At 64.7% G+C, this 22,784-nt stretch carries 17 protein-coding genes; 5 read left to right on the top strand and 12 right to left on the bottom strand.

Going from position 1 to position 22,784, the window contains the following annotated elements:
• Window positions 1–271: 271 nt before the first annotated feature.
• Window positions 272–2,416: a TonB-dependent siderophore receptor gene (locus KW825_RS09395; protein ID WP_218329035.1), complete on the top strand. Its 2,145-nt coding sequence runs from the start codon at window positions 272–274 to the stop codon at window positions 2,414–2,416.
• A gap of 41 nt (window positions 2,417–2,457) precedes the next feature.
• Window positions 2,458–3,300 carry a siderophore ferric iron reductase gene (locus KW825_RS09390; RefSeq protein WP_256353813.1) on the top strand — a complete coding sequence of 281 codons (843 nt, stop codon included), beginning with the start codon at window positions 2,458–2,460 and terminating at the stop codon, window positions 3,298–3,300.
• Between the two features lie 55 nt (window positions 3,301–3,355).
• Here KW825_RS09390 and KW825_RS09385 read toward each other — a convergent pair whose 3' ends face one another.
• The gene (locus KW825_RS09385) at window positions 3,356–4,264 is read right to left on the bottom strand and encodes a LysR substrate-binding domain-containing protein (protein ID WP_218329034.1); all 909 of its coding nucleotides are present in this window, start codon (window positions 4,262–4,264) and stop codon (window positions 3,356–3,358) included.
• A gap of 229 nt (window positions 4,265–4,493) precedes the next feature.
• Between KW825_RS09385 and metE the strand changes: the two genes are divergently transcribed.
• Window positions 4,494–6,758 (top strand): 5-methyltetrahydropteroyltriglutamate--homocysteine S-methyltransferase, encoded by a 2,265-nt coding sequence (metE, locus tag KW825_RS09380; protein ID WP_218329033.1) that lies wholly within the window; start codon window positions 4,494–4,496, stop codon window positions 6,756–6,758.
• Between the two features lie 253 nt (window positions 6,759–7,011).
• On the top strand, window positions 7,012–8,139 hold the full coding sequence (locus KW825_RS09375; RefSeq protein WP_218329032.1) for an HPP family protein: 1,128 nt from the start codon (window positions 7,012–7,014) through the stop codon (window positions 8,137–8,139).
• A 36-nt stretch (window positions 8,140–8,175) separates the two neighbouring features.
• Here the strand turns inward: KW825_RS09375 and KW825_RS09370 are convergent, their stop codons facing one another.
• Window positions 8,176–10,107: an amidohydrolase gene (locus KW825_RS09370; protein ID WP_218329031.1), complete on the bottom strand. Its 1,932-nt coding sequence runs from the start codon at window positions 10,105–10,107 to the stop codon at window positions 8,176–8,178.
• 167 nt (window positions 10,108–10,274) lie between these two features.
• On the opposite strand from KW825_RS09370, the gene KW825_RS09365 reads away from it, so the two are divergent.
• Window positions 10,275–10,952 carry a TetR/AcrR family transcriptional regulator gene (locus KW825_RS09365; protein WP_218329030.1) on the top strand — a complete coding sequence of 226 codons (678 nt, stop codon included), beginning with the start codon at window positions 10,275–10,277 and terminating at the stop codon, window positions 10,950–10,952.
• Window positions 10,953–11,042: 90 nt separating this feature from the next.
• On the opposite strand, the gene KW825_RS09360 is transcribed toward KW825_RS09365, so the two are convergent.
• The 10 genes from KW825_RS09360 to nrfA all read right to left on the bottom strand — a co-directional run bounded on the left by KW825_RS09360 (window position 11,043) and on the right by nrfA (window position 22,125).
• Complete coding sequence (locus KW825_RS09360) at window positions 11,043–12,296, bottom strand: D-amino acid dehydrogenase (RefSeq protein WP_218329029.1); 1,254 nt, start codon at window positions 12,294–12,296, stop codon at window positions 11,043–11,045.
• Between the two features lie 338 nt (window positions 12,297–12,634).
• Entirely contained in the window at window positions 12,635–13,555 is a 921-nt protein-coding gene (pbpG, locus tag KW825_RS09355) for a D-alanyl-D-alanine endopeptidase (protein ID WP_042652322.1), read from the bottom strand.
• A 415-nt stretch (window positions 13,556–13,970) separates the two neighbouring features.
• On the bottom strand, window positions 13,971–14,426 hold the full coding sequence (locus KW825_RS09350; protein WP_218329028.1) for an NUDIX pyrophosphatase: 456 nt from the start codon (window positions 14,424–14,426) through the stop codon (window positions 13,971–13,973).
• Window positions 14,427–14,518: 92 nt separating this feature from the next.
• A complete protein-coding gene (gene nrfF / locus KW825_RS09345; protein WP_218329027.1) occupies window positions 14,519–15,727 on the bottom strand; it encodes a heme lyase NrfEFG subunit NrfF in 1,209 nt (402 codons plus the stop codon).
• A complete protein-coding gene (locus KW825_RS09340; protein ID WP_218329026.1) occupies window positions 15,724–16,296 on the bottom strand; it encodes a DsbE family thiol:disulfide interchange protein in 573 nt (190 codons plus the stop codon). The genes nrfF and KW825_RS09340 overlap by 4 nt, the downstream gene beginning before the upstream one ends.
• On the bottom strand, window positions 16,293–18,266 hold the full coding sequence (gene nrfE / locus KW825_RS09335; protein WP_218329025.1) for a heme lyase NrfEFG subunit NrfE: 1,974 nt from the start codon (window positions 18,264–18,266) through the stop codon (window positions 16,293–16,295). The genes KW825_RS09340 and nrfE overlap by 4 nt, the downstream gene beginning before the upstream one ends.
• Before the next feature lie 145 nt (window positions 18,267–18,411).
• The gene (gene nrfD / locus KW825_RS09330; protein ID WP_218329024.1) at window positions 18,412–19,368 is read right to left on the bottom strand and encodes a cytochrome c nitrite reductase subunit NrfD; all 957 of its coding nucleotides are present in this window, start codon (window positions 19,366–19,368) and stop codon (window positions 18,412–18,414) included.
• Window positions 19,365–20,045, bottom strand: coding sequence for a 4Fe-4S dicluster domain-containing protein (locus KW825_RS09325; protein WP_218329023.1), 681 nt, complete (start codon window positions 20,043–20,045; stop codon window positions 19,365–19,367). The genes nrfD and KW825_RS09325 overlap by 4 nt, the downstream gene beginning before the upstream one ends.
• Window positions 20,042–20,638: a cytochrome c nitrite reductase pentaheme subunit gene (gene nrfB, locus KW825_RS09320; protein ID WP_218329022.1), complete on the bottom strand. Its 597-nt coding sequence runs from the start codon at window positions 20,636–20,638 to the stop codon at window positions 20,042–20,044. Before nrfB ends, KW825_RS09325 begins: the two co-directional genes overlap by 4 nt.
• Window positions 20,639–20,688: 50 nt before the next feature.
• Window positions 20,689–22,125, bottom strand: a complete 1,437-nt coding sequence (gene nrfA, locus KW825_RS09315; RefSeq protein WP_218329164.1) for an ammonia-forming nitrite reductase cytochrome c552 subunit — start codon at window positions 22,123–22,125, stop codon at window positions 20,689–20,691.
• Window positions 22,126–22,784 lie beyond the last annotated feature (659 nt).

Below are 22,784 nucleotides of genomic sequence, written 5' to 3'. Positions count from 1 at the left end.
CCATTAGCTCCATCCCCTCGGGGCACAGGCACGAAGCCGCCTAGATGTTGATAACAAACCCAATAAACGCCCGCCCTCAGAAAAGATAGCCATTTGAATTCATAGCCCTTTCTCGTCGACGCAACATGTTGTCGACTGAGGCTGTTCTCGCCCATTTTTCCCCTCTTGGCCTGCCAACATGCCCCAAATTGTTAATTCAGGGGCAAAATAGAACAATAAAATGCAAATGAGATTTGTTACTATTCACATGCAGTAGGCAGTCGAGGATCAGATGCAACTTGTTCACCCCCCATTGACCGTGGTCGCCGCGACCATTTCCGCCCTGTTGGCAGGCTCAGCACTGGCCGCCGCCCCCCTGGAGTCCCAGGAGGGTGCGGTCGACGAGACCCTGATCGTGCTGGGTCAGACCTATCGCAACACCGCGACCAAGACCCAGCTCGATCCCATCGAGACGCCCCAGGCGATCTCGGTGGTGGACAGCGAGACCCTGGAGCAGCGGGGCGTCAGCTCGGTGAGCGAGGCGCTGCGCTACGTGCCGGGGGTCAACACCGAGCTGCGCGGCGGGGCGGTCAACCGGCTGGATCTGTTCAACATCCGCGGCTTTGACAACTACCAGAACTTCTATGACGGCCTGCTGCTGCAGTACAACGAGTGGAACCTGCAACCCCAGATAGATCCGGTGGCCATAGAGCAGCTGGAGGTGTTCAAGGGGCCGACCTCGGTGCTGTACGGCAGCATGCCGCCCGGCGGCATGGTCAACCTGATCGCCAAGCGCCCGCAGCGGGAAGCCAAACACAGCGTCAGCCTGGCCACGGGGACCGGCACCCTCAAGGAGCTGACCCTCGACAGCACCGGTGCCATCAATGAGCAGCTGGCCTACCGCGTGGTGGGGCTGGCCCGCCAGAAGGAGGGGCAGGCGGTGACCTCGGAAGAGGAGCGCTACGTGTTTGCGCCCTCCCTGGACTGGCAGCTCGGCGAGCGTACCCTGCTCAACCTGAACCTCTACTACCAGAAAGACCCGGAGGCGGGCATCTACACCACGGTGCCGGCCAGCGGCTCGGTCAAGAGCAACCCCCTGGGGCAGTTGGGCAGCGATACCTTCCTCGGCGACGAGAACTGGAATGAGTACAACCGGGACGTGACCCTGCTCGGCTACAAGCTGAGCCACGACTTCAGCGACAACTGGCAGGTGCTGCAAAACGCCCGCTACATGGACGCCTCCGCCTATCAGCGCAACACCTACAACGCGCCGCTGGCGGCGGACAACCGCACCCTGGCCCGCAACGCCTACCTGACGGATGAAGACTCGAGGGGCTTCGTCATCGACAACCAGCTGGCGGGCAAGCTGCAGACCGGCGCGGCCCAGCACAACCTGTTGCTCGGGCTCGACTACCAGTATCTGGATGCGCACATCCTCTACCAGGACACGCTCGACTACTCGGCGCCCCCCATCGATATCTTCAACCCGAACCACGACCAGATAGTGCCGGACTCCCTGAGCTTCCCTTATCAGGATAAAAAGACTATTCGCCAGTCCCAGACCGGCGTCTATCTGCAGGATCAGGTGCGTCTGGACCGGCTGGTGGCCATCGGCGGCGCCCGCTATGACAGCTACCGGATGGACACCGACAGCGACACCCTCTACCAGGGCGCCGCCAGCCAGTCCCTCGCCCGGATCGATCAGGACAATCTCTCCTTCCGCCTCGGCGCCCTCTACGAGCTCGATTACGGCTTCTCGCCCTACGTCAGCTATGCCGAGAGCTTCGAGCCGGTGCCGGGAGCGGACAAGAGCGGCAAGGCCTTCGATCCCTCCACCGGCCAGCAGTGGGAGGGGGGGCTCAAGTTCCTCTCCGAGGACATGAGCAAGACCTTCACCGTCGCCGCCTTCCACATCACCAAGGAGAACGCCCTGGTGACGGATCCGGACAACATCTACGGGCCCAAGCTGCAGACCGGCGAGATCGTCTCCAAGGGGATCGAGCTGGAGGGGCGGGCCGATCTCACCAATAACCTGGATCTGGCGCTGAGCTATACCCGCCAGGACATGGAGATCACCCGCGACACCACAGACTTGCAGGGCAAGACCCCGGTCTGGGTACCCAAGCAGATGGCGTCGCTCTGGAGCAACTACCAGGCGGGCGGTAGCCTGCAGGGGATGCGCATCGGCGCCGGCCTGCGCTACGTGGGGGAGGCCCAGCTCGATGCCGCCAACACCGACACAGTGCCGGATTATGTGCTGATGGACATGTCCGCCTCCTATGATCTCGCCGCCCTCAACGCGAGCCTGAAGGGGGTAGGGGCCTCCCTCAGCGCCAGCAACCTGTTCAACAAGACCTACTACTCCTGCTACGACCAGAACAACTGCTGGTTCGGCGCCGAGCGTAACCTGGAGGCTCGACTCAAATACGTATTCTAAGCCTTCGCCCCGGCCAGACGCCGGGGCCCTCTCATCACGGGATGCCGGCGCGTGGCGGCTCCTCTGGCAGCACGCCGCCGGGGTTCGGTGGTCTGACCGCCCATCGGCAGGCCCGTCACCAGGCGGAGCACGATGCCCTGTTCGCCGCCGCCGAGCAGCTCATTCCCTCCCTCAAGGGGCGGCTGGTGGCCGGGGAGATGCCGCTGTTGGCGATGGCTGGTGCCGACATGGCCCCCGGCGCGGTGACGCTGGCGCTGCACGATCACTGGCGGCTGGCACACCCGGAGGCGGGCCCTGCCTACTGGCTGACCCGCAGCTGGGGCATGCTCTGCTGGCAGTCCATCTATCTGGCCATGGTCGCCGTCTATCGGGTCGGCGCCGTGCCCGCCCTGGATCGGATGGGGCAGGGCTATAACGCAGGGCTGGTGTCCGGTTTCAGCCTGCCGGCCCTGCCCATGATCAGGGGCGAGCGGGAGGTGCTGATCGAGGCGGCGGGCAGGCGGCTGCGCCGTCATTGGCAGGCGCTGTTCGAGGCGATGGCCAGCGGGCAGCGGCTGAGGCCCGGCTTCGTGCGCCCGCTCTTGGCGGACGATCTGCTGGCGGCCCTGGTGCGGGTGCCGGATTTCTTCGACGAGGTGAGCCGCGAACAGGTCGCGGCTCATGCGCCGCTCTGGCTGGCCGCCTGCGGTCTGCCGGCCGAGTATCTGGCGGGTTGGCGCCTGGCGGCGGATCCGGCCGGTGGGGCGAGCGCCGCTCCCGGCTATGTGCGCCAGCGCTGCTGCCTGCACCACAAGCGCAGCGACGGCAGCCTGTGCGACAACTGCCCAAGGCAGCAGGATCCTCAGGCCCGCTGTGGCGATGGGGTGGCGCACGCACAGGAATAAAGGATTGAACGGTTGGTAGGGCCGCCCTTGGGCGGCCTTTGCTTTATGTCCTGAGTCAGGCGCCCATCTTGCTGCGAATGCGCTCGAACAGGCTCTGCAGGCAGGCCTGATCCTTGTCGGCGGCGCGCACGGCCCCATACATGTGGCGGCGTACCCCCTGGCCCAGCGGGCGGGCCTCCAGCAGCCCCTGACGCACGAACTCCTCGCTGGCCCAGCGCGGCAGGGCGGCGACCCCCAGCCCGGCGGCCGCCATCTGCAGCATGACGGAGGTGTTGTCCACCGGCTTGCAGCGGGCGGGCTCCACCCCGGCCGGCTGCAGGAAGCGGCTGAACACGTCCATGCGGCTGCGCTCCACCGGGTAGACCAACAGCACCTCCTGCCGCAGATCGGTCGGCACTATCTGCGTCTGATGGCAGAGGGGGTGATCGGGGGCCATCACCAGGGTGAGATCGAAGGCGAACAGCGGCTCGAAGTGCAGATCCCCGCGCGCCTGCACGTCCGAGGTGAGCAGCAAGTCGAGCTGGCCGCCGAGCAGGGCATTGATCGCATCGAAACCGGGCACCGACTCCACCTCCAGCGCCACGCCGGGCCACTGGCGGCGAAAATCGGGCAGCAGCGGCAGCAGCCACTGGATGCAGCTGTGGCAATCGAGCGCCAGGTGCAGCCGGCCCGCATCGCCGCTGTGCAGGGCCTGCAGCTGGCGCTCGGTCTGCGCCAGGGCGGGCAGTACCTGACGGGCCAGGCCCAGCAGCTGCTGGCCCGCCGCCGTCAGCACCAGCGGCCGGCTCTTGCGCAGGAACAGCTCCAGGTTGAGGCGGGTCTCCAGCTCTTTCAGCTGGTGGGAGAGAGCGGACTGGGTGAGGTTGAGATTGAGCGCCGCGCCCGCCAGGGATCCCTGCTCGGCCAGCGCGGTGATCGTCTTCAAGTGTTTGATATCGATAGTCGAATTACCGGGCACTGCCATGCATGACTCCTTGTTGCAGCGGTTGCAGATCCTCTCTCAGCTCCGTCGCAGGTTCCCTTCTCTATCGGGCTAAGATGGGCTTGAGCGTCAGTTGAGGATTTCTTGAGGGCCAGTTGAAGAGGATTCAATAGCCAGGGCCACCTTATCTCGCCATTCTAGATGTGTAAACATCTGGATGGCTAAATCATCCAGTTTCCCATCAGATGAATGAGCATAAGGAATTGGACCTATGACCCGAGCACACACCCTGGGCTTCCCCCGTGTCGGCGCCAAGCGCGAGCTGAAATTTGCCCTCGAATCCTACTGGCGTGGCGAAACCAGCCAGGCGGAACTCATCGCCACCGGCAAGAGCCTGCGTGAGCGCCACTGGCAGGCACAGCAGCAAGCCGGGGTCAACCTGCTGCCGGTGGGGGATTTCGCCTGGTACGATCAGGTGCTCGGCACCAGCCTGCTGGTGGACGCCATCCCCGAGCGTCATCGCCATGGCGACACCGACCTCGATACCCTGTTCCGGGTGGCCCGTGGCCGCGCCCCCACAGGCCCCACCGCCGCCGCCGCCGAGATGACCAAGTGGTTCAACACCAACTATCACTATCTGGTGCCAGAGTTCAGCCGGGATCAGCGCTTCAAGCTGGGCTGGAGCCAGCTGTTTGACGAGGTGATCGAGGCCAAGGCGCTGGGGCTGCCGGTCAAGGCCGTGCTGCTGGGGCCTGTCTCCTATCTGTGGCTCGGCAAGGAGAAGGAGAGTGGCTTCTCCCGTCTGGAATTGCTCGACCGCCTGCTCATCGTCTACCAGGAGATCCTGGCCAAGCTCGCCGCACAGGGGGTGGAGTGGGTGCAGATCGACGAGCCGGCGCTGGCGCTGGATCTGCCGGACGAGTGGCGTCTGGCCTATATCAACGCCTATGAGCGCCTCGCCGGCCCCTGCAAGCTGCTGCTCACCACCTACTTTGGCTCCGTGGCCCATCAGCGCGACATCATCACCAGCCTGAAGGTGGATGGCCTGCACCTGGATCTGGTGGCCGCCCCCGAGCAGTTGGAGACGCTGGTTCCTCATCTGCCGGCCCAGTGGGTCCTCTCCGCCGGGGTGATCAACGGCCGCAACGTCTGGCGTGCCAACCTGGCCAAGCTGGCGCCGACGCTCAAAGCATTGAAAGCCAAGCTCGGCGAGCGGCTCTGGGTCGCCTCTTCCTGCTCCCTGCTGCACAGCCCGGTGGACTTGACCCTGGAGCATGAGCTGGACGCCCAGACCCGCAGCTGGTTCGCCTTCGCCCTGCAGAAGTGCTACGAGCTGGGCCTGCTGGCGGAGTTCCTCGAGGGGGGAGATCTGGACAAGATCAATGCCTACAGCCAACCCATCGTCGATCGGGAGTCCGACAACAGGGTGCACAAGAAGGCGGTGCGGTCGCGCCTGGCCAGCCTCACCAACAGCGACTTCGACCGCCTGAGCGCCTATCCGCAGCGGGCCGAGGCTCAGCGAGCGGATCTCAAGCTGCCGCTGCTGCCCACCACCACCATAGGCTCCTTCCCGCAGACCTCGGAGATCCGGGTGCTGCGCCAGGATTGGCGGGCCGGTCGCATCGACGACCAGGCCTACGAGGCGGGCATCCAGGCCCAGATCAAGGATGCCATCCTGCGCCAGGAAGCCATAGGGTTGGACGTGCTGGTGCACGGCGAGGCCGAGCGCAACGACATGGTGGAGTATTTCGGCGAGCTGCTGGACGGCTTTGCCATCACCCGCTTCGGCTGGGTGCAGAGCTATGGCTCGCGCTGCGTCAAGCCGCCGGTGATCACCCGTGACATCGACCGCCCGACCCCCATGACGCTGGCATGGACCCAGTACGCCCAGAGCCTGACCGACAAACCGGTCAAGGGCATGCTGACCGGGCCAGTGACCATCCTCTGCTGGTCCTTCCCGCGGGAAGACGTGAGCCGCGAGCAGTCCGCCCTGCAGATTGGGCTGGCCATTCGCGACGAGGTGGCGGATCTCGAAGCCGCCGGCATCAAGATCATCCAGATCGACGAGCCGGCGATCCGCGAGGGGCTGCCCCTGCGCAAGCAGGATCATCAGGCTTATCTCGACTGGGCGGTGCGCGCCTTCCGCCTGAGCGCCAGCCCGGTGGTGGACAGCACCCAGATCCACACCCACATGTGTTACAGCGACTTCAACCTCATCATAGAGGCGGTGGCGGCGCTGGATGCGGACGTGATCACCATAGAGACCAGCCGCAGCCAGATGCAGCTGCTCGAGGCGTTCGAGCGCTTCAACTACCCCAACGAGATCGGGCCGGGTGTCTACGACATCCACTCACCGAACGTGCCGAGCCAGGGCTGGATCGAAGACTTGATCCGCAAGGCGGCCAGACAGATCCCGGCCGACCGGCTCTGGGTCAACCCGGACTGTGGCCTCAAGACCCGCGGCTGGGAAGAGACGGAGGCGGCGCTGAAAGTCATGGTCGATGCCACCAGGGCGCTGCGCGCCGAGCTGGCCTGAGTCGAGAGGCGCCGGGGCGTATAGGCGCCAACACCAGAGCCGATGGGATAAACGAGGGAGGGAAGGCCAAGGCCTTCCCTCTTTTTTGATCCGAAGGCGCGGAGGCGAGGGGCCGAGACGAGGAGGCCAGCATGTGGGGCAGGGCGGGCTTTGCAGCCTTCATGCAATGCCGCGCACGACGGGCTGGCCTTTTGCCACGGCTTCTCGCTAAAATTGCGCATTTTAAATAGATGTTATCGTCGGCGGGAGCAGGATGCAGTTCAGGGATTTTTTTCCGGTATCGACCAATACCGGTCTCAAAGAGTGTGGTTACGGCGCCCTTGGCGCCTTCCTCGGGTTGCTCGGCACCGGCTGGCTATGTCAGTGGGCGCTGGGGATAGATGCCCACTGGCTGATCGCCCCCATGGGCGCCTCCGCCGTGTTGCTGTTCGCCGCCCCGGCCAGCCCGCTGGCCCAGCCCTGGTCCATCGTCGTGGGCAACGGGGTCTCGGCGTTGATGGGGGTGGTGAGTGCCAGCCTGATCCCGGAGCCGGCGCTCGCCGCGGCGCTGGCGGTGATGCTGGCCATCGCGGCCATGTTCCTCACCCGCAGCCTGCATCCCCCCGGCGGGGCCGTGGCGCTGACCGCCGTCATCGGTGGTGAGGGGATCCGCCAGCTCGGGCTGGGCTATGTGCTGTTGCCTGTGCTGATCAACTCGGTGCTGCTGCTGGGCCTGGGGCTGCTCTACAACCGCCTGCTGGGGCGCCGTTACCCCAATGGCGGCAAGGCGGCCCCCAACCGCCACCAGACGGCGGATCCCGAGCCGAGCGCCCGGCTGGCGACCCAGGCCACGGACATCGACTTCGCCCTGGAGAAGCACGGCGAGCTGCTCGACATCAGCCGCCAGGATCTGCAGGAGCTGCTACAGGAGGCGCAGTTGCACGCCCTGCGCGAGCGGGTGGGCACGGTACGCTGTCAGGATGTGATGTCGCGGGATCTCATCGTCACCTCGCCGGAGGCGTCGGCCATGGCGGCATGGGAGCTGCTTTCCCGGCACAGGGTCAAGGCGCTGCCGGTGGTCGATGAGGCGCAGCGGCTGGTCGGCATCCTCACCCTGCACGATCTCATGATCGACCGGGAGCGGCAGCTGCCGAGGGAGGCCGCCTGCTTCGAGCAACATAGGGTGGGGGATCTGATGACCCGGGAGGTGCGCACGGCCCGGCGCTATCAGCCGCTCTACGATCTGGTGGCGGCCTTCTCCGATGGCGGGCTGCACCACATGCCGGTGATGGATGGGGAACGCTTGGTGGGGATCCTGACCCAGTCGGACATGGTGGCCGCCCTCTTTACCCTGGCCCTGCAGCCCGGCTTGGTCGATGAACCCGCATCCTCAGGCACATAAGCAACGGGCCCCTCGCGGGGCCCGTTTCGTTTTGGGTCACTGGGTGCCGTAGACCGTCTCCCCCTGGAACACTGTCCGCTCGACTTGAGTTTCTGCAATCTGCTCCGGCGTCCCGGCGTTGACCAGGGCGAACAGATCCCGATCGAGCACGATGAAGTCTGCCGACTTGCCCACCTCGATGGAGCCGGTGATGTCGCCCTGGCGAACCGCCTTGGCACCGTTGATGGTGTAGGCGGCCAGCATCTCGGAGAGGGAGATGCGCTGGTTGGCACGATAGTCATCCTTGCCATCCGCCGCCTTCATGATGCCGGCGGCCATGTTCTCGAAGGGGCGGGGATCCCGGCTGTCCACCGGCGCATCGCTGCCCGCCACCAGCACGGCGCCGGCCTTGCGGGTGCTCTCGACCGGGTAGAGGGCCTCATGCAGGTAGCCAAGGGGATCGTAGATCGCCTCGCTCAAGCTTTGTCCCACCTTGGTCGGCTGGATGAAGGGGCTGACCAGCATGTCGTAGGCGAGCTGGGGCGTGGTCCAGGCGTAGGTGAAGGTGAGATAGAGCCCGAGATCGCCAAGGCGCTTCTGATCATCGGGATGAACCACCTGCAAGTGAGCCAGGGTGTGGGGAATGCCGTGATCGCCGTTGCTGGCGCGGGCCGCCTCGAGCGCATCCAGTGCCATCCGGGTGCTGCGATCGCCGATGCTGTGCATGTGGATGCTGAAGCCCGCCTCGTCGAGGGCGCCGACGTAGCGCTTCAGATCCGCATCCCGGTAGTTGACGATGCCGTTGCTGCCGGCGTCCTCGCTGTCGGCGGTGATGGTGACCTCGGCACTGTCGGGATCCATGGCCAGATGGGGGCGGTGGTAGTTCTCCAGCATGCCGGCATTGGGCAGGAAGACAGGGTCCGTGAAGGGATCCCCTTCGATCACGCCGTCGAGGAAGATCTTGACCGCGTCGGCCTTGATCAGCGGATCCTCGGCGAAGCTCTCTCTGACTTCTTTGGCTTTGGCCAGGTGGCCCGCGAGATCGAGCTTGCCGCTGTAGTCGTCCTGGTTGAAGCAGGTGGCGGCGGTGACGCGCATGTGCAGCAGATCCTGCGCCTCCATGTTGAGCAGTCGCTGGCGGATGAAATCGGAGGAGCAGGCATCCTGTACCCCGGTGATGCCGCGAGAGGCCATCAGCTCGGAGATGGCGGGCAAGATCTTGTCGTATTGGGCGGCGGCCTGATCGCCGCTGGCGCTCAGCACACCGCTGTCGGGCACCGGAATGGCGCTGCGGGCCGCGTCCCGGATCACCCCGCTGGTCAGGTCCACATAGGGAATGAACTCAGCGAACACGCCGCCCGGCGCCAGGGTGGTGGTGTTGAGGCCGACAACATTGCCATCCTTGTCCTGGGCCAGCGCCAGCGCCCGGGAGTTGTAGGCACCGGCGTGGCCGTCGACCCCGGCCAGCATCACCGGATTGTCCGGCGCCATGGCATCCAGGGTCGCCAGCAGGGTGGCATAGCTCGGGGTCGGGGTGTTGCCATCGTAGGGGGACCACTGATTGATCACCAGCCAGTCACCGGGTTTCGGCGCATAACGGGGCAGGCACTCCTTGACCTTGGCGGCCAGCTGGTCCAGATCGATGCTCTGGCCGTCGAGATCGCACATGTCCAGTGCTACGGTGCCGAGCAGGTGGATGTGGTTGTCGTGCAGGCCAGGCAGCACCATCTTGCCGTTCAGATCCACCACCTTGGTGGCGCTGGTCTTGAGGGCCTCGGCCCCCTCGCGGGAGCCCACGTAAGTAAACTTGCCCTCGCTGACCACCATGGCCTCGGCCTGGCTGCGCTGCCCGTCCTGGGTGTGGATCTTGCCGTTGAGATAGAGCGTATTTTCCTGCGGGGGCTCACTGCTGTCCTGCTGGCAGCCGAGCAGGCCGCCCACCAACAGGGCGGCGACACTCAGCCTGAATCTGGTCTGTTTGCTATCCATTGCATGCTCTCCTTGAGTGAATTGCAGTTTTTACTGCATATATGAGCACTTATGTTTATTGCAGCTATTCTGAAAAATGCCAGTAATTACTGCACTTTTTTTGACTTGTGTTTAGCTTGTCTCATCATGTAGTTATGACAACCAGTCGCCATGGAGTAGGGAAGCCAATGCCGGATCATTCATTGCCGAGCGCGCTTTGCATGCGGCGCCAACCTAGGCAGCAACGTAGCCAGGAGGTCGTGACTCGCATCGAGCAGGCCACCCTGGCACTCTTGCAGGAGCAGGGGTTTGCGGCCCTCAACACCAATGCCATCGCCGCCCGCGCCGGGGTGGGCATCAAGTCGCTCTATCACCTGTTCCCGAACAAGGAGGCCATCATCTGCCGGCTCGCCATGGACTGGCTGGCGGCGGTGTGTCAGGCGCAGGAGGAGATCCGGCAGCAGGCCCATAGCTGGCCGCAGACCCTGCAACTGCTGGATCAGGCGCTGGACGCGCTGGACAGCCGCTTCGTCGGTTATGGCGCGCTCTGGCAGGCGATGGATCTGATCCCGGCTCTGCACGAGGTTGAGCAGGAGCACGAGCGGGGTCAGATTGCGTTCTGGTCCGAGCGGCTGCGTCATTTCGGTTGCCGCTGGCCCGATCCCGAACTGGAGGTACTGGTGCGCTACTTCTACCGGACGGCGGACGTGGTGAAGCAGTACGCCAAGGAGCAGGGGGCGCTGGGGCAGCGGGTCTGGCTGCTGCATCGTGGCTGGAGTGAGCGGCTGGTGGCGGCGGCCATCGAGGAGCCAGACCCCGAACGGGTCTGGCAGTCGCTGCCCGGGCTGACGGCGAGGGGAACTTGAAGGAGCTGAATGGGCGGGATGACAAGAGGGAGTGCCAGGCACTCCCTCTTGCATAAGGCGTCATGGCCTCTGTGGGGGGCCGCCAGGAGCTCAGCCATAGCGTGCCAGGGTCAGCCCCTCGTCACTGATGGCGGGCACCTTGCCCCCGATGAGATCCGCCAGCAGCTGACCCGAGCCCGCCGCCATGGTCCAGCCCAGGGTGCCGTGGCCGGTGTTGAGCCAGAGCCCAGGGATAGGGCTGGGGCCCACCAGAGGGGTGCCGTCCGGCGTCATGGGGCGCAGCCCGGTCCAGAATTCGGCCCGGGCGAGATCTCCGCCGCCCGGGAAGAGATCCCTGACCACCATGGCCAGGGTGTCGTGACGCTTGGGATTGAGCGCCAGGTTGAAGCCGCTGAGCTCGGCCATGCCGCCGACCCGGATCCGCTCATCGAAGCGGGTGATGGCGACCTTGTAGGTTTCGTCCAGCACTGTGCTGCGCGGCGCCGCCTCGGCATCGATCATCGGCAGGGTGAGGGAATAGCCCTTGACCGGGTAGACGGGCAGCGCGATCCCGAGCGGGCGCAGCAAGCCGGTGCCGTAGCTGCCGAGGGCGCAGACGATGGCATCGGCCTGCCAGCGCCGCTCGCCGGCCCGCACCGCCACGGCCCGGCCCGCCGCCAGCTCGACCTCGTCGATGGCGCAGTTGAAGACAAACTCCACACCCAACCGTTGCGCCTCGGCCGCCAGTGCCTGGGTGAAGCGGAAGCAGTCGCCGGTCTCATCGCCGGGCAGCCGCAGACCGCCGACTATCTTGCCGCGCACCCGGGCCAGGGCCGGCTCGGCCCCTTCGCAGCCGTCGGCATCGAGCGCCTGATAGGGGACGCCGTACTCTTCCAGCACGGCGATGTCCCGCTTGCTGGCCTCCAGCTGCGCCGCGCTGCGAAACAGCTGCAGGGTGCCGAGTTGGCGCCCCTCATAGTCCAGCGCCAGCTCATCGCGCAGTTGCTTCATGCAGTCACGGCTGTACTCGGCGAGGCGCACCATGCGCCCCTTGTTGGTGGCATAGGCCGCCGGGGTGCAGTTGGCGAACATCTTCAGCATCCAGCTGAGCTGGAAGGGATCCGAGGTGGGCCTGACCGTGAAGGGGGCATGCTTCTGCAGCATCCATTTCGCCGCCTTGAGCGGGATGCCGGGCGCCGCCCAGGGGGAGGCGTAGCCGGGGGAGATCTGGCCAGCATTGGCATGGCTGGTTTCGAGCGCGACACCGCTTTGTCGCTCCAGCAGGGTCACCTGATGACCCGCCCTGGCCAGATACCAGGCGCTGGTCACCCCAATCACCCCGCCACCCAATACGACAATCTTCATCACATCATCCTTTGTGCATGTTGAATCCTGCTGCAACCTCGCCGACTGCGAGTCGAGATCGCCGATTGCCCATCACGTTATCATCGGTAGCGGGATCGGCAAATCCGATGGCTTGAAAATGTGATTTATCACCACCTTAACATTCAACGCCAGTGTTTCATCATGGCCGTTCATGTTTCGTTGATGTTTGATGCTGAGGAAAAACGGGGGAGAGGCAGGCCGAGATCGGCCAATGCAGGCGACCCCGCAGGGCGCCGGCTGAGGGGCGACCGCCTGGCGAACAGATAACAAAACACCGCAGGCGGATGGCCTGCGGTGTTGGCGGGGAGTCTGAGGGCTTAGGGTGCCGAGAAGAGCTTGGTCTGCGGCGTGGATTGGGCGGTCAGGGTCATGCGGCCAGAAGTCTCCAGCCAGGTCTTGATCCGCTTGGCATCGGCGACCCGCTCGGCTGTGGTATCTGCGTGCAGCAGCACCATGATCACGGGTTCGTTGCTGACGGTGGTGCCCATCACCAGGCAACGGCCCGCCTCGCGGATATAGCCGGTCTTGGAGACCAGAATGGGCCAGTTGCCCTCCCGCACCAGCCGGTTGGAGTTGTGGTATTGCATCTGGCGTTTGCCGTTGCGCACCAGCCTGTGTTCGGTGGAGGTGTACTGGCGGATCAGCGGGTAGCTGGAGGCGGTGGCCGCCAGCTTGGCGAGATCGTGGGCGCTGGAGACGTTGCGCGGATTGAGCCCCGTGCTGTCGGCGAAGTGGGTGTCCCACATGCCGAGCATGCGGGCCTTGGCGTTCATCGCCTCGACAAAGGCGCGGCGACCACCCGGGTAGTGCCTCGCCAGGGCCGAGGCCGCGCGGTTCTCCGACGACATCAGGGCGATGTGCAGCATGTCGGCACGGCTCAGGCGCGAGCCGATGGCCAGGCGTGAACCGGTGCCCTTGATCCTGTCCACATCGTCCATGGTGACCGTGATGGGGTCGGCGAGGCGTTGATTGCCATCCAGCACCACCAGCGCCGTCATCAGCTTGGTGATGGAGGCGATCGGCATCACCCGGTCGGCGTTGCGCTCGGCCAGGATCTCGCCGGTGCGGGAGTTGGCAACCACGAACGCATCCGAACTCAATGAGAGGTTGTTGCGTGTCTGGATCAGGCTGTTGGTGGAGGAGGAGGTCGCAGAAAATGGATTGGCATGGGCGCTTTCCATGCTGACGGGAAGTAGGAAGGCACCGAGCAGCACAGGAAGAAAAGGGCGAAGGTTCATGATTGGGCTCTACTACGACTCACAGGGATATTTGGCTAAGTTATATGACGGGAACTGACGCTTCACAATGCCAAAAGTTCCCTTTTTTCATTTTTATGGGGTGGCGCGTCTTGAAATAAGCCGCCTGGCGACTACGGCGCCATCCCATTCGGCAATACAGGGCCATGGATGGGTCTGATGACCCCGGGTTTTCACCGCCATGGCGGTGCACTATATGCCTGTTATGGCCATCCGTTACCACTCTTTTTACGCCCCTTGTCGCCTCATCCCCAGCCAGGTCCCTGAATGTCATCCGGGATTGAAAAACCATGACCAGAGGACATGCCAACTGTCCTAGGATGGAGGCATCTCCTTCCTTCTATGATATGGGGCTAGAGATGCCGCACAGGACAGACATGACCGCCGGCACTCGGGGTTATGGGTCTATGTTGACCTTCATCAGCGCCGAGGGGCGGCTGGCCACGAAGCAGTGCCAGACGTGGTCGTAGAGCGCCTTCTGGCCGGGAAAGCTTACCAGCGTCTTGGCCTCGGCCAGGCTGCACCAGCGATACTCGGTGTGCTCGTCGTTGAGCCGCACCTGCTGGTCGGGTGGGCAATAGACCACGAAGACCGGCACCACCATCACAGTATTCGAGGCAGCCTCGTAAAACTGCTCCAGATATTGGCCGTTATACAGCTCGGAGACCGCGATGCCGGTCTCCTCGCCAAATTCGCGCACTATGGTCTGCCAGCCGGTTTCCCCCGCCTCGACCGTACCCGCCACATGGCACCAGAAGCCGCCCTTGACCCTGTTCATCAGCAGCATCTTGGTCTGGCCATCGATTTCAGATAGCGCCACACCGGCAACGGCGTGACAGCGAATGGGGATCATGTGGGCACCTTGGGGTTGTTCAATCAGGGTGTGCATTATGGATTTGATCGATGCGCTTGCGCCATCTTCTGCATTCGCATCTCCCAATTCGATTATCCCCCCATGATGCGGGCGGTCTGGATGGCCTGGATCAGGGCGGCGCGGTTGATGCGGGGGCGCTCGCCATCGAGCAGCCGCTGCCACAGGGCGATGGCGTCGCCGTAGCGGCCGTGCAGGAAGTGATCGGAGGCGAGCAGCATCAGGGCGCTCACTTCGCCGCTGTCGAGGGCGAGCGAGGCATCGAGCAGGCGGCTGGCCTCCGGGGTGAGCCGCTGGCCCGCCTGGTAGTAGCGCACCGTGGCCTGGGCGGCCAGGGTGGCGGCGCTGGCCCCCTCTTCCAGCAGGGCGAGGCGCTGATAGGCGAGCCAGGCGTCCTCGTATTCGTCCCGATAGAGATAGAGCTGACCTAGCTCGGCCCAGCTATCGAGATCCCGGGGGTTGTCTTGCAGCCGCCGGTGCAGGGCGCCGAGCTCCTTGTCCTGCAGATCCCGGGGGCTCAGCCCCGCCAGGGGATCGGGGCGCGACTGATAGGCCTGCCAGGCCTGATAGCGGCCTGTGCTGGCATAGAAACCGATGACCAGCGCCAGCAGCAGGGCGCCCAGCAGCAGCCAGGGCAGGGGCCTGAGGGGGCCCGAGTCTGCGAGTCTGGCCCGCAAGGTTTGCTCGGCAGCTGGGGTGGCATTGGCGAGCCGCGCCTGCTCCAGCTCCCGATGGAGGCGCGAGTGCGGGGCCAGTCCGGCCTGCTGCTCCACCATGATCAGCCGATTGAGCTCGGCCCTGGGATCCTGGGCGGGAGCCCCCTGCGGCTGATAGCCGAGCAAGGGTGCCCGCGCCTGGTGCCTGCGCCGCAGGCTACGGCGCAGGAGCAGCAGCGCCAGCAGCAACAGCAGCAGCGGGCCGGCCCAGAGCAGCGCCGTGCCGGCCTTGAGGGGGGGATCGTAGCGCACGAAGTCGCCGAAGCGGGCCGTCATGCGGGCGATCACCTGCTCGTCGCTCTGCCCCTCGTCCACCCAGCGGTAGACCTCGAGCCGCAGATCCCGGGCGATGGGGGAGTTGGACTCCACCAGGTTCTGGTTCTGGCACTGGGGGCAGCGCAGGGCGCGGGCCAGCTCCTGGGCGCGGCTCTGCAATTCGGGGTGGCGGAATTGATAGGTATCGACCCCGCTGGCCAGGGCCGTCAGGCTGATGCCAAGGAGCAGGGCAGTCAGAGAGAGGGGGCCCAGCCAGGCGCCGAGGAAGCGGGGGATGGCGCCGCGTCTCATGGGGTAGCCTCCGCTGGGTTGGTCCGGCGTTGAGCCCCGGTGCGGGCCTTGGCCTGGGCTTGAGCCAACAGGGGTACAAACTGGCGCTGCCAGATCTCCCAGGTCAGCTCGCCGGTGTGACGGCTGAGCAGGGTGCCGTCCGCATCGAATAGATAGGTCTCAGGCGTACCGTAGACGCCGAGCTCCAGCGCCAACTTGCCGTCCGGATCCGCCAGCACGGCGTTATAGGGGTTGCCTGCCGCCTTCAGCCAGGTACGGGCCGCGTCCCCCTTGTCTCTGTAGTTGAGGCCATAGAGCGGCACTGTGCCCACCAGCTCGGCCAGCAGCGGGTGTTCGGCGCGGCAGTTGGGGCACCAGCTGGCCCAGACGTTGAGCACGAAGGGTTCCCCCTTGAGGGCCTGGGTGTGGATGGGATCACCGCCAAACAGATCCGCGCTCTGCCAGTCGGGCAGGCGGCGGCCCAGGGTCGCCTCGTCCTGGCCGTAGGGATCGTTGCCCAGCCCGAGCCAGAGCAGGGTGCCGAGGCCCAGGGTCAGTAGCAGAGGGATAAAGAGGCGTAGCCGGCTCATTGTGCCTCCTCGGGTTGGCGGGTTTGGCCCGGCGAGATATTGCATGCCTGGCTGGCGGAGGGACATTGGGCCACGAGCAACGGGCGGCGACCCAGCAAACGCAGGGCGCCGCCCGCCATCATCAGCAGGCCCCCCAGCCAGATCCAGCGCACCAGCGGCTTGTGGTGCAGGCGCATGGCATAAGCGTCCGGTCCCATCTTCTCCCCCAGCACCACGTAGAGATCGCCAAACAGGCCCCAGGCGATGCCGGGCTCGTTCATGTTCATGGTGCGCACGCTGTAGTGGCGCCGCTCCGGCTGCAGCCGGGCCACCTCCTTGCCCTCCTGGTGCACGCTGAGGGTGATGCGCTCGGCGGTGTAGTTGGGGCCGAGCAGCGGCTCGCTCCCCTCATAACGAAACTCATAGGCACCGAGCGAGTAAGGGTTGCCCGGCTTGAGCACTGTGCCCCCCTCCTGGCTGTGGTGGCTCACCTGATTGATGCCGAGGGCGCACACCGCCACCCCGAGGTGGGCCAGCAGGCTCCCCAGTCTGACGGCACTCAGGGCGCCCGACTTGAAAGGGAAGTTGAGCAGCAGGCTCGCCAGCAGCCAGAGGCTGACCACATTGGCTGCGAGGCTAGTCCAGCTGAGCGCTCCCTGCTCGCGATAACCGAGGCTGAGCAGGCCGCCCCCCAGCATGCCCAGCAGCAGTGGCAACAAGGTCTTGATGGGGGTGCTGGCCTTCAGTCCCTGCCAGCGCAGGCGCGGGATCTGGGTCATCAGCGCCATCAGCACCAGCGCCAGCGGCACGAAGATGGCATTGAAATAGGGGGCGCCCACCGAGAGCGAGCCCAGGTGCAGCGACTTGAACACCATGGGGTAGAAGGTGCCGAGCAGCACGCTGGCACAGGCCACGCAGAGCAACAGGACGGCGGCGCCGAGCAGCCCCTCCTTTGACCAGAAACCGAAGCGGGCGTAGGGGGCGCGGGTATCGGCCCGCAGCGCAAACAGGGTGAGCGCCGTGGTGAGCAGCAGGCCGAGCAGCAACAGCAGGGTCAGGCCGCGGTTGGGATCCACCGCGAAGGCATGCACTGAGGTGAGCACCCCGGAGCGCACCACGAAGGTGCCGAGCAGGCTCAGGGAGAAGGTGAAGATGGAGAGCAGCAGCACACCGTGGCCGTAGGCGCCGCGCTTCTCGCAGACGACGAGGGCGTGCAGCAGGGCGGTGCCCAGCAGCCAGGGCAGCAGGGAGGCATTCTCCACCGGATCCCAGAACCACCAGCCGCCCCAGCCGAGCTCGTAATAGGCCCACCAGGAGCCAAGCACGATGCCGGCGGTGAGAAACACCCAGGAGCCGAGCGCCCAGGGGCGGCTCCAGTGGGCGACGGCGCCATCCAGCCGGCCCGAGTGCAGCGCCGCCATGGCGAAGGCGAAGTTGACCGCGAAACCCACGTACCCGAGGTAGAGCAGGGGCGGATGGATGATGAGGCCGATGTCCTGCAGCATGGGATTGAGATCGCGTCCCTCCAGCGGCCCCGGGAACTGCCGGTCGAACGGGCTGGAGAAGGCGAGGGTGTAGAGGCCGAACAGCCCGACGATCAGCCCCATGATGGCCAGCACCCGCACGCTGATCAGCGGATCGACCCGCGTCGAGCAGAGCGCCACCAGGGCGCCCCAAAGCGCCAGCGCAAACACGAAGAACAGCATGGAGCCCTCGTGGCCGCCCCACACGGCCGCGAGCTTGAAGCCCATGGGCAGGGCGCTGTTGGCGTGCTGGGCCACATACACCAGGGTGAAGTCGTTTTGACCAAAGCCGATGGCGAGCAGCCCCAGCGCCGCCCCGAGCAGGGCGGCATTGAGCAGCGCCAGCGGTTTGGCGCAGCCGAGCAGCGGGCGCGAGGCGAGTCTCAGCCCCAGCCAGGGCAGGGTGCCTTGCACCAGAGACAGCGCCGTCGCCAACAACAGTGAGAGATAGCCCAGCTCGGCCAGCACACAACCTCCAATATTCAGAATCCAATCAGGTCATGCCGCATCCGCCGTCTGAGGTGACAGAGGCTGTGGCATGACCAGAAACCGCGGGGCTTCAACAACGGACAAGCGCCAGCCGCCCGGGGCGACTGGCGCTTGTGGTTTTTCCTTATACCACCGTCATCTGGCCGGCATAGAGCACGAAGTAACGCAACAGCAAGACGCCGAGCAGGGTCAGGCTGCAGACCAGCACCAGGTGGCCGCGCCTCTCCCGCAATGGGGCCGGGGTGAGCAGGCCGAGCAACTGGGGCAACAGCATGCCGATGCCGACCACCCCGACCCAGAACACCTGGGACCAGAAACCGCTACCGATGGCGGCCCACATGGCCACCTCCTTCTGACCGCCGCCAAAATAGAGGCCGGTGAAGAAGCAGATCAGCAGCAGTATCTCCACCGCCAGCAGCGGACGCTCGAAGCGATGCACGAAGTGCACCCCCACACTGTGGTGGTTCTCCTTGAACAGGGTCACCGCCAGCAGGATGGTGGCGGCTATCCCCGAGCCGATGCCGGACACCAAGAACAGCACCGGCAACACAGGGTTGTTCAGCAGCGGATAGGTCTTCAGCGCCGACAGCAGGAAGCCGGTATAGGCACCGAGCAGCACCGCCAGCAGCAACAGCAGCGGCGCCAGCAACCGCTCGACCCGGGCCAGCAGGCCTATCAGACCGTCCACGAAGGCAAACTTCTGCTTGAACAAGCGGCTGCGCAGCGCCTCGATCTCGGCCCTGAACACCACCCCTAGCCAGGCGAACAGCACCGCCATGTAGAGCTGGAACAGCATGACCCCCATCGACATCACGGAGTCGAACTGGTAGTGGAACATCAGCTTCCAGAAGGTCCAGGGGCGGGCCAGGTGGAAGATGAGGATCAACAGCCCCAGCATCACGCACAGCGGCGCCAACAGGGCGGTCGCCTTGATGATGCCGCTCTCGCTGCCGGCCCCTTTCCTGCGCAGCAGCACCGAGAGGCTGGTGGCCCCGGCGGAGATGCCGAGCAGGAACAGGTAGATGGCGATTGGCCAGTCCCAGACTAGTGAAGGGAAGTGAAATGCGGCTTGCATCGTCATGACTTGATCTCCCCTTTGGGCACGCGGTACATCTTGGGCGAGGTGCCGAGCGCCTGCTTGTAGCGATAGGTGGTCTCCTTCACCAGCCGTTTTGCAATCGGGCTGTCCGGATCATCCAGATTGCCGAACACCAGCGCCCTGGTGGGGCAGGAGGCCACGCAGGCGGGCTCCTTGCCCTGGGCCAGGTTGGTCTTGCGGCAAAAGTCGCACTTGTCGGCGACCCGGGTCACCGGGTTGATGAAGCGCACCTGATAGGGGCAGGCCGCCAGGCAATACATGCAGCCGACGCACAGATCCGGGTTCACGTCGACGATGCCGTCCTCCACCCGAATGTGGGAGGCGCCGGTCGGGCAGACGTGTACGCAGGGGGCGTTGTCGCAGTGCTGGCAGGACTTGCGAAAGAAGTGGTAGTCGGCGTCGGGAAACTCGCCGACCGGGCCGGTGCGGAGGATCTCGAGGCGCGAGACCCCCTGTGGCACCTGGTTCACCTCCCGGCAGGCATCCATGCAGGCGGTGCAGCCGATGCAGGCCGTCTCGTCGTGCAGCATGCCGTAACGCACCCCGTCTATGGTCTGGCTGTGGGCGAGGGTGCCGGTCTTGGCGCGAGCAGGGCCCGTCATCATGATCAGCGCACCCGCTCCCATGCCAGCCATAAACTGACGGCGAGAGCAGCTCATGGTGCCTCCTTGCCCGCATTGACCTGCAGGCCGGCCGCCTTGGCTTCATGTTGCTTGCTGTGGCAGTCGACGCAGAGCTTGATGCGGGATTTTTCCGGGATGCCCACCATGGGCTCTTTGGCCGGGTGCAGCGCGTGACAGCTGGTGCAGCTGAGCTTGCTGGCGTGCACATCGTGGGCCCAGAGCGCCTCGCGCAGTGGTTTGGGCTCGTGGCAGCTCATGCAGACCCCGTTCTGCTCCGCGATGGGATAGGTCTCGGTGCTCTGTTTGTCGTTGAAGCTGTCGCTGAAACGCATCACGTCCTTGACTCCTTCCCGGTGCTGGGGGGAGGGGTTGCCGTGACAGTTGGTGCAGGTCACAGGCGCCAGGTTGTTGGGGTTGGTCGCCTGGCCATGCTTGCCGTGCATGCCCTCCTGCTGCTCCTTGTGGCAGTCGGTGCAGGCCTTGTCGGGGTTGCGCAAGAACTCCACTTCATGTGTCTGGGGCAGTGCGGCCGGGGCGGCGGCGCTGTCCGCGGCCTGGCCCTGCAGGCTGGTGAGCAGCATGGCTGCCATCAGCATCAATCGTAAGAAATCCATCGTTAAATCACCCATAGGAAGCCTCCATCCAGCTGCGGGCCCGGCTTGCGGGCCCGCAGGCCTCGTTACTGTGCGAGCCGTCCGGCCGCCTTGGCCTCGGCTTCCCAGGCAGGGACTGTGGTCTTGAGGAACTGGGCCTTGTCGGCATTCATCTGCTTCATGTCCATGCCGAGGGCGGCCTGGGCCTTCTCCTTGCTGGAGATGTCAGGAATGGCGATCTCGTGGCTGATCCCCTTGGCGGCCAGCAGGCGAGCCAGCTTGGTGCGGGCATCGGCGGCCTTGTCCAGGGCGGTGCCCAGCATGCGCAGCGCCACTTCCGGGGCGTGCATCTGCACCCCGTGGGAGGCGATGGAGAAGTCCCAGCGCCATTGGGCGTGACGGATGTCCTGCAGGATGTCCTTCATCTCGGCCTCGGTGGCACCGGCATCCCAGGCCGCTTTGGCCTCGAAGTGGGCGTGCACCAGCTGCTTCTCGACCTTGAGCTTGATCTCGGTCACCGCATCCTTGCGCTGCTTGACGACCCCTTGCAGCATCTCCTTGCTCTGGGTGTGGCAGTTGCGGCAGGTCTGCTCGAAGCGATCGAAGGGGTTACCCACCTTGTGATCCGTGTAGACCTTGCCCTGCTCGTTCTGCACCTTGGGCATGTGGCAGTCGACGCAGGCGACGTTGTTCTGGCCGTGGATCCCGGCGCGCCAGGTCTCGTATTCGGGGTGCTGTGCCTTGAGCATGGGGGTCTTGGAGAGGGCATGGACCCAGTCGGAGAAACCGATCTCGTCGTAGTACTCTTCCATCTGCTCGACCGTGGTGCCCTTGTCCCAGGGGAATTTCACCGCCTTGGTGGGGCCGTTGAAGTAGTACTCCACGTGGCACTGGCCGCACACCTGGGACTGCTGATCGAAGCGACCCTGCTGCTTGAACGGCTTGTCGATGGCGGTCATGGCGCGGTCGGCATAGGGACGGGAGAGGTGCAGGGCGGGTTTGCCCTCCTTGAACTCCTTCGAGGCGGTGTCATGGCAGTCGGCGCAGCCGATGGTGTTGACGATCTCGGGGCCACCCTTGGCCCACATCCCCTTGAAGTAGCCATCCTCGCCCTTCTCATCGATGACGCGGGCGACGTCCGGTCCCTTGCAGCTCCAGCACGCCATGGGCAGGGGGCCATCCTCGGCGGTCTTGGGGGCACCGGTGCGCAGGCTCTCCCGCACGTCGGTCAGGGCGTAGAAGTGACCGCGCGGCTTGTTGTAATCCTTGGAGAAGGGGTAGCCGGCCCAAAGCACCACCATCTGGGGATCTTCGGCCAGGGCGTCGGTGCGCTCCCGGCTCTCGCTGGTCGACTCCCAGCTGTTGAACTGATCGGCGTGATCCTTGGCAAACAGCTCGCTGCGCGCCTCGATCTTGCCCTTGGCCTCATCGGCCTGTGCCCAACTGCCGGTGCTCAGCAGGGTGGTCAGTAGCAGGGCGGCGAGGCCCGGCCTGAATAGCTTGTTGTGTGAACCCACGGTCATCACTCCCAGATAAATATCATTGCCGGACCTGACCGTTCCATCTTGTTGCGTGGACATCTGTGCTCATCGGCGATGGGCATGGCAGGTCGATTAATTGTTATTGATGCATAAACAATGCTTTTTATACGATTGCTCGAGGGGGATGATACCAAATGGGTAATATGGATGATGATTAATCACCGGCGCCTTTGCGCTAGATCAATTGCCGATGCAGGCAAATGCCAGAAATGAGATCCAGGTTTAATTCTTTAGCTGAATTGCGATCTTAGTGCCGATCGTCGCGCCGTCATGAGAGGAGCGCAGGTGGAGGAGGGACGCAGGCGCTGCCGATGGGGGCCAGGGGCGTGCAGGCTGTGTTCGCCTCTCTGAATCGTCAGGCCTGTTTGAATTTAAATTCACTTTCCATGCCGCTTGGCAGGGGCTCCAGTCAGGCTGTTGAAATAACGAAGAACCATCTCCGAATGGGCTCGATGTCAGTAGTTGTCGTATAAATGGGTGCCAAGAGAGCCATGTTCGGTGCCAATAGCGGCTAAATTGATCACTCCAGGGTTATTTTGCGCTGACGCGAACGTTTTATTGAATTTAATAGGACGTTAGAGGGGGTTTTCTTTCGATATTTTCGAAAATGTCGAAGGGATCTCTGCGGCTCGAGACGGTAA

It is taken from the genome of Aeromonas sp. sif2433 (assembly GCF_019218705.1).
Classification (GTDB): domain Bacteria; phylum Pseudomonadota; class Gammaproteobacteria; order Enterobacterales; family Aeromonadaceae; genus Aeromonas; species Aeromonas encheleia.
This window is presented reverse-complemented; position numbering and strand designations above follow the sequence as displayed.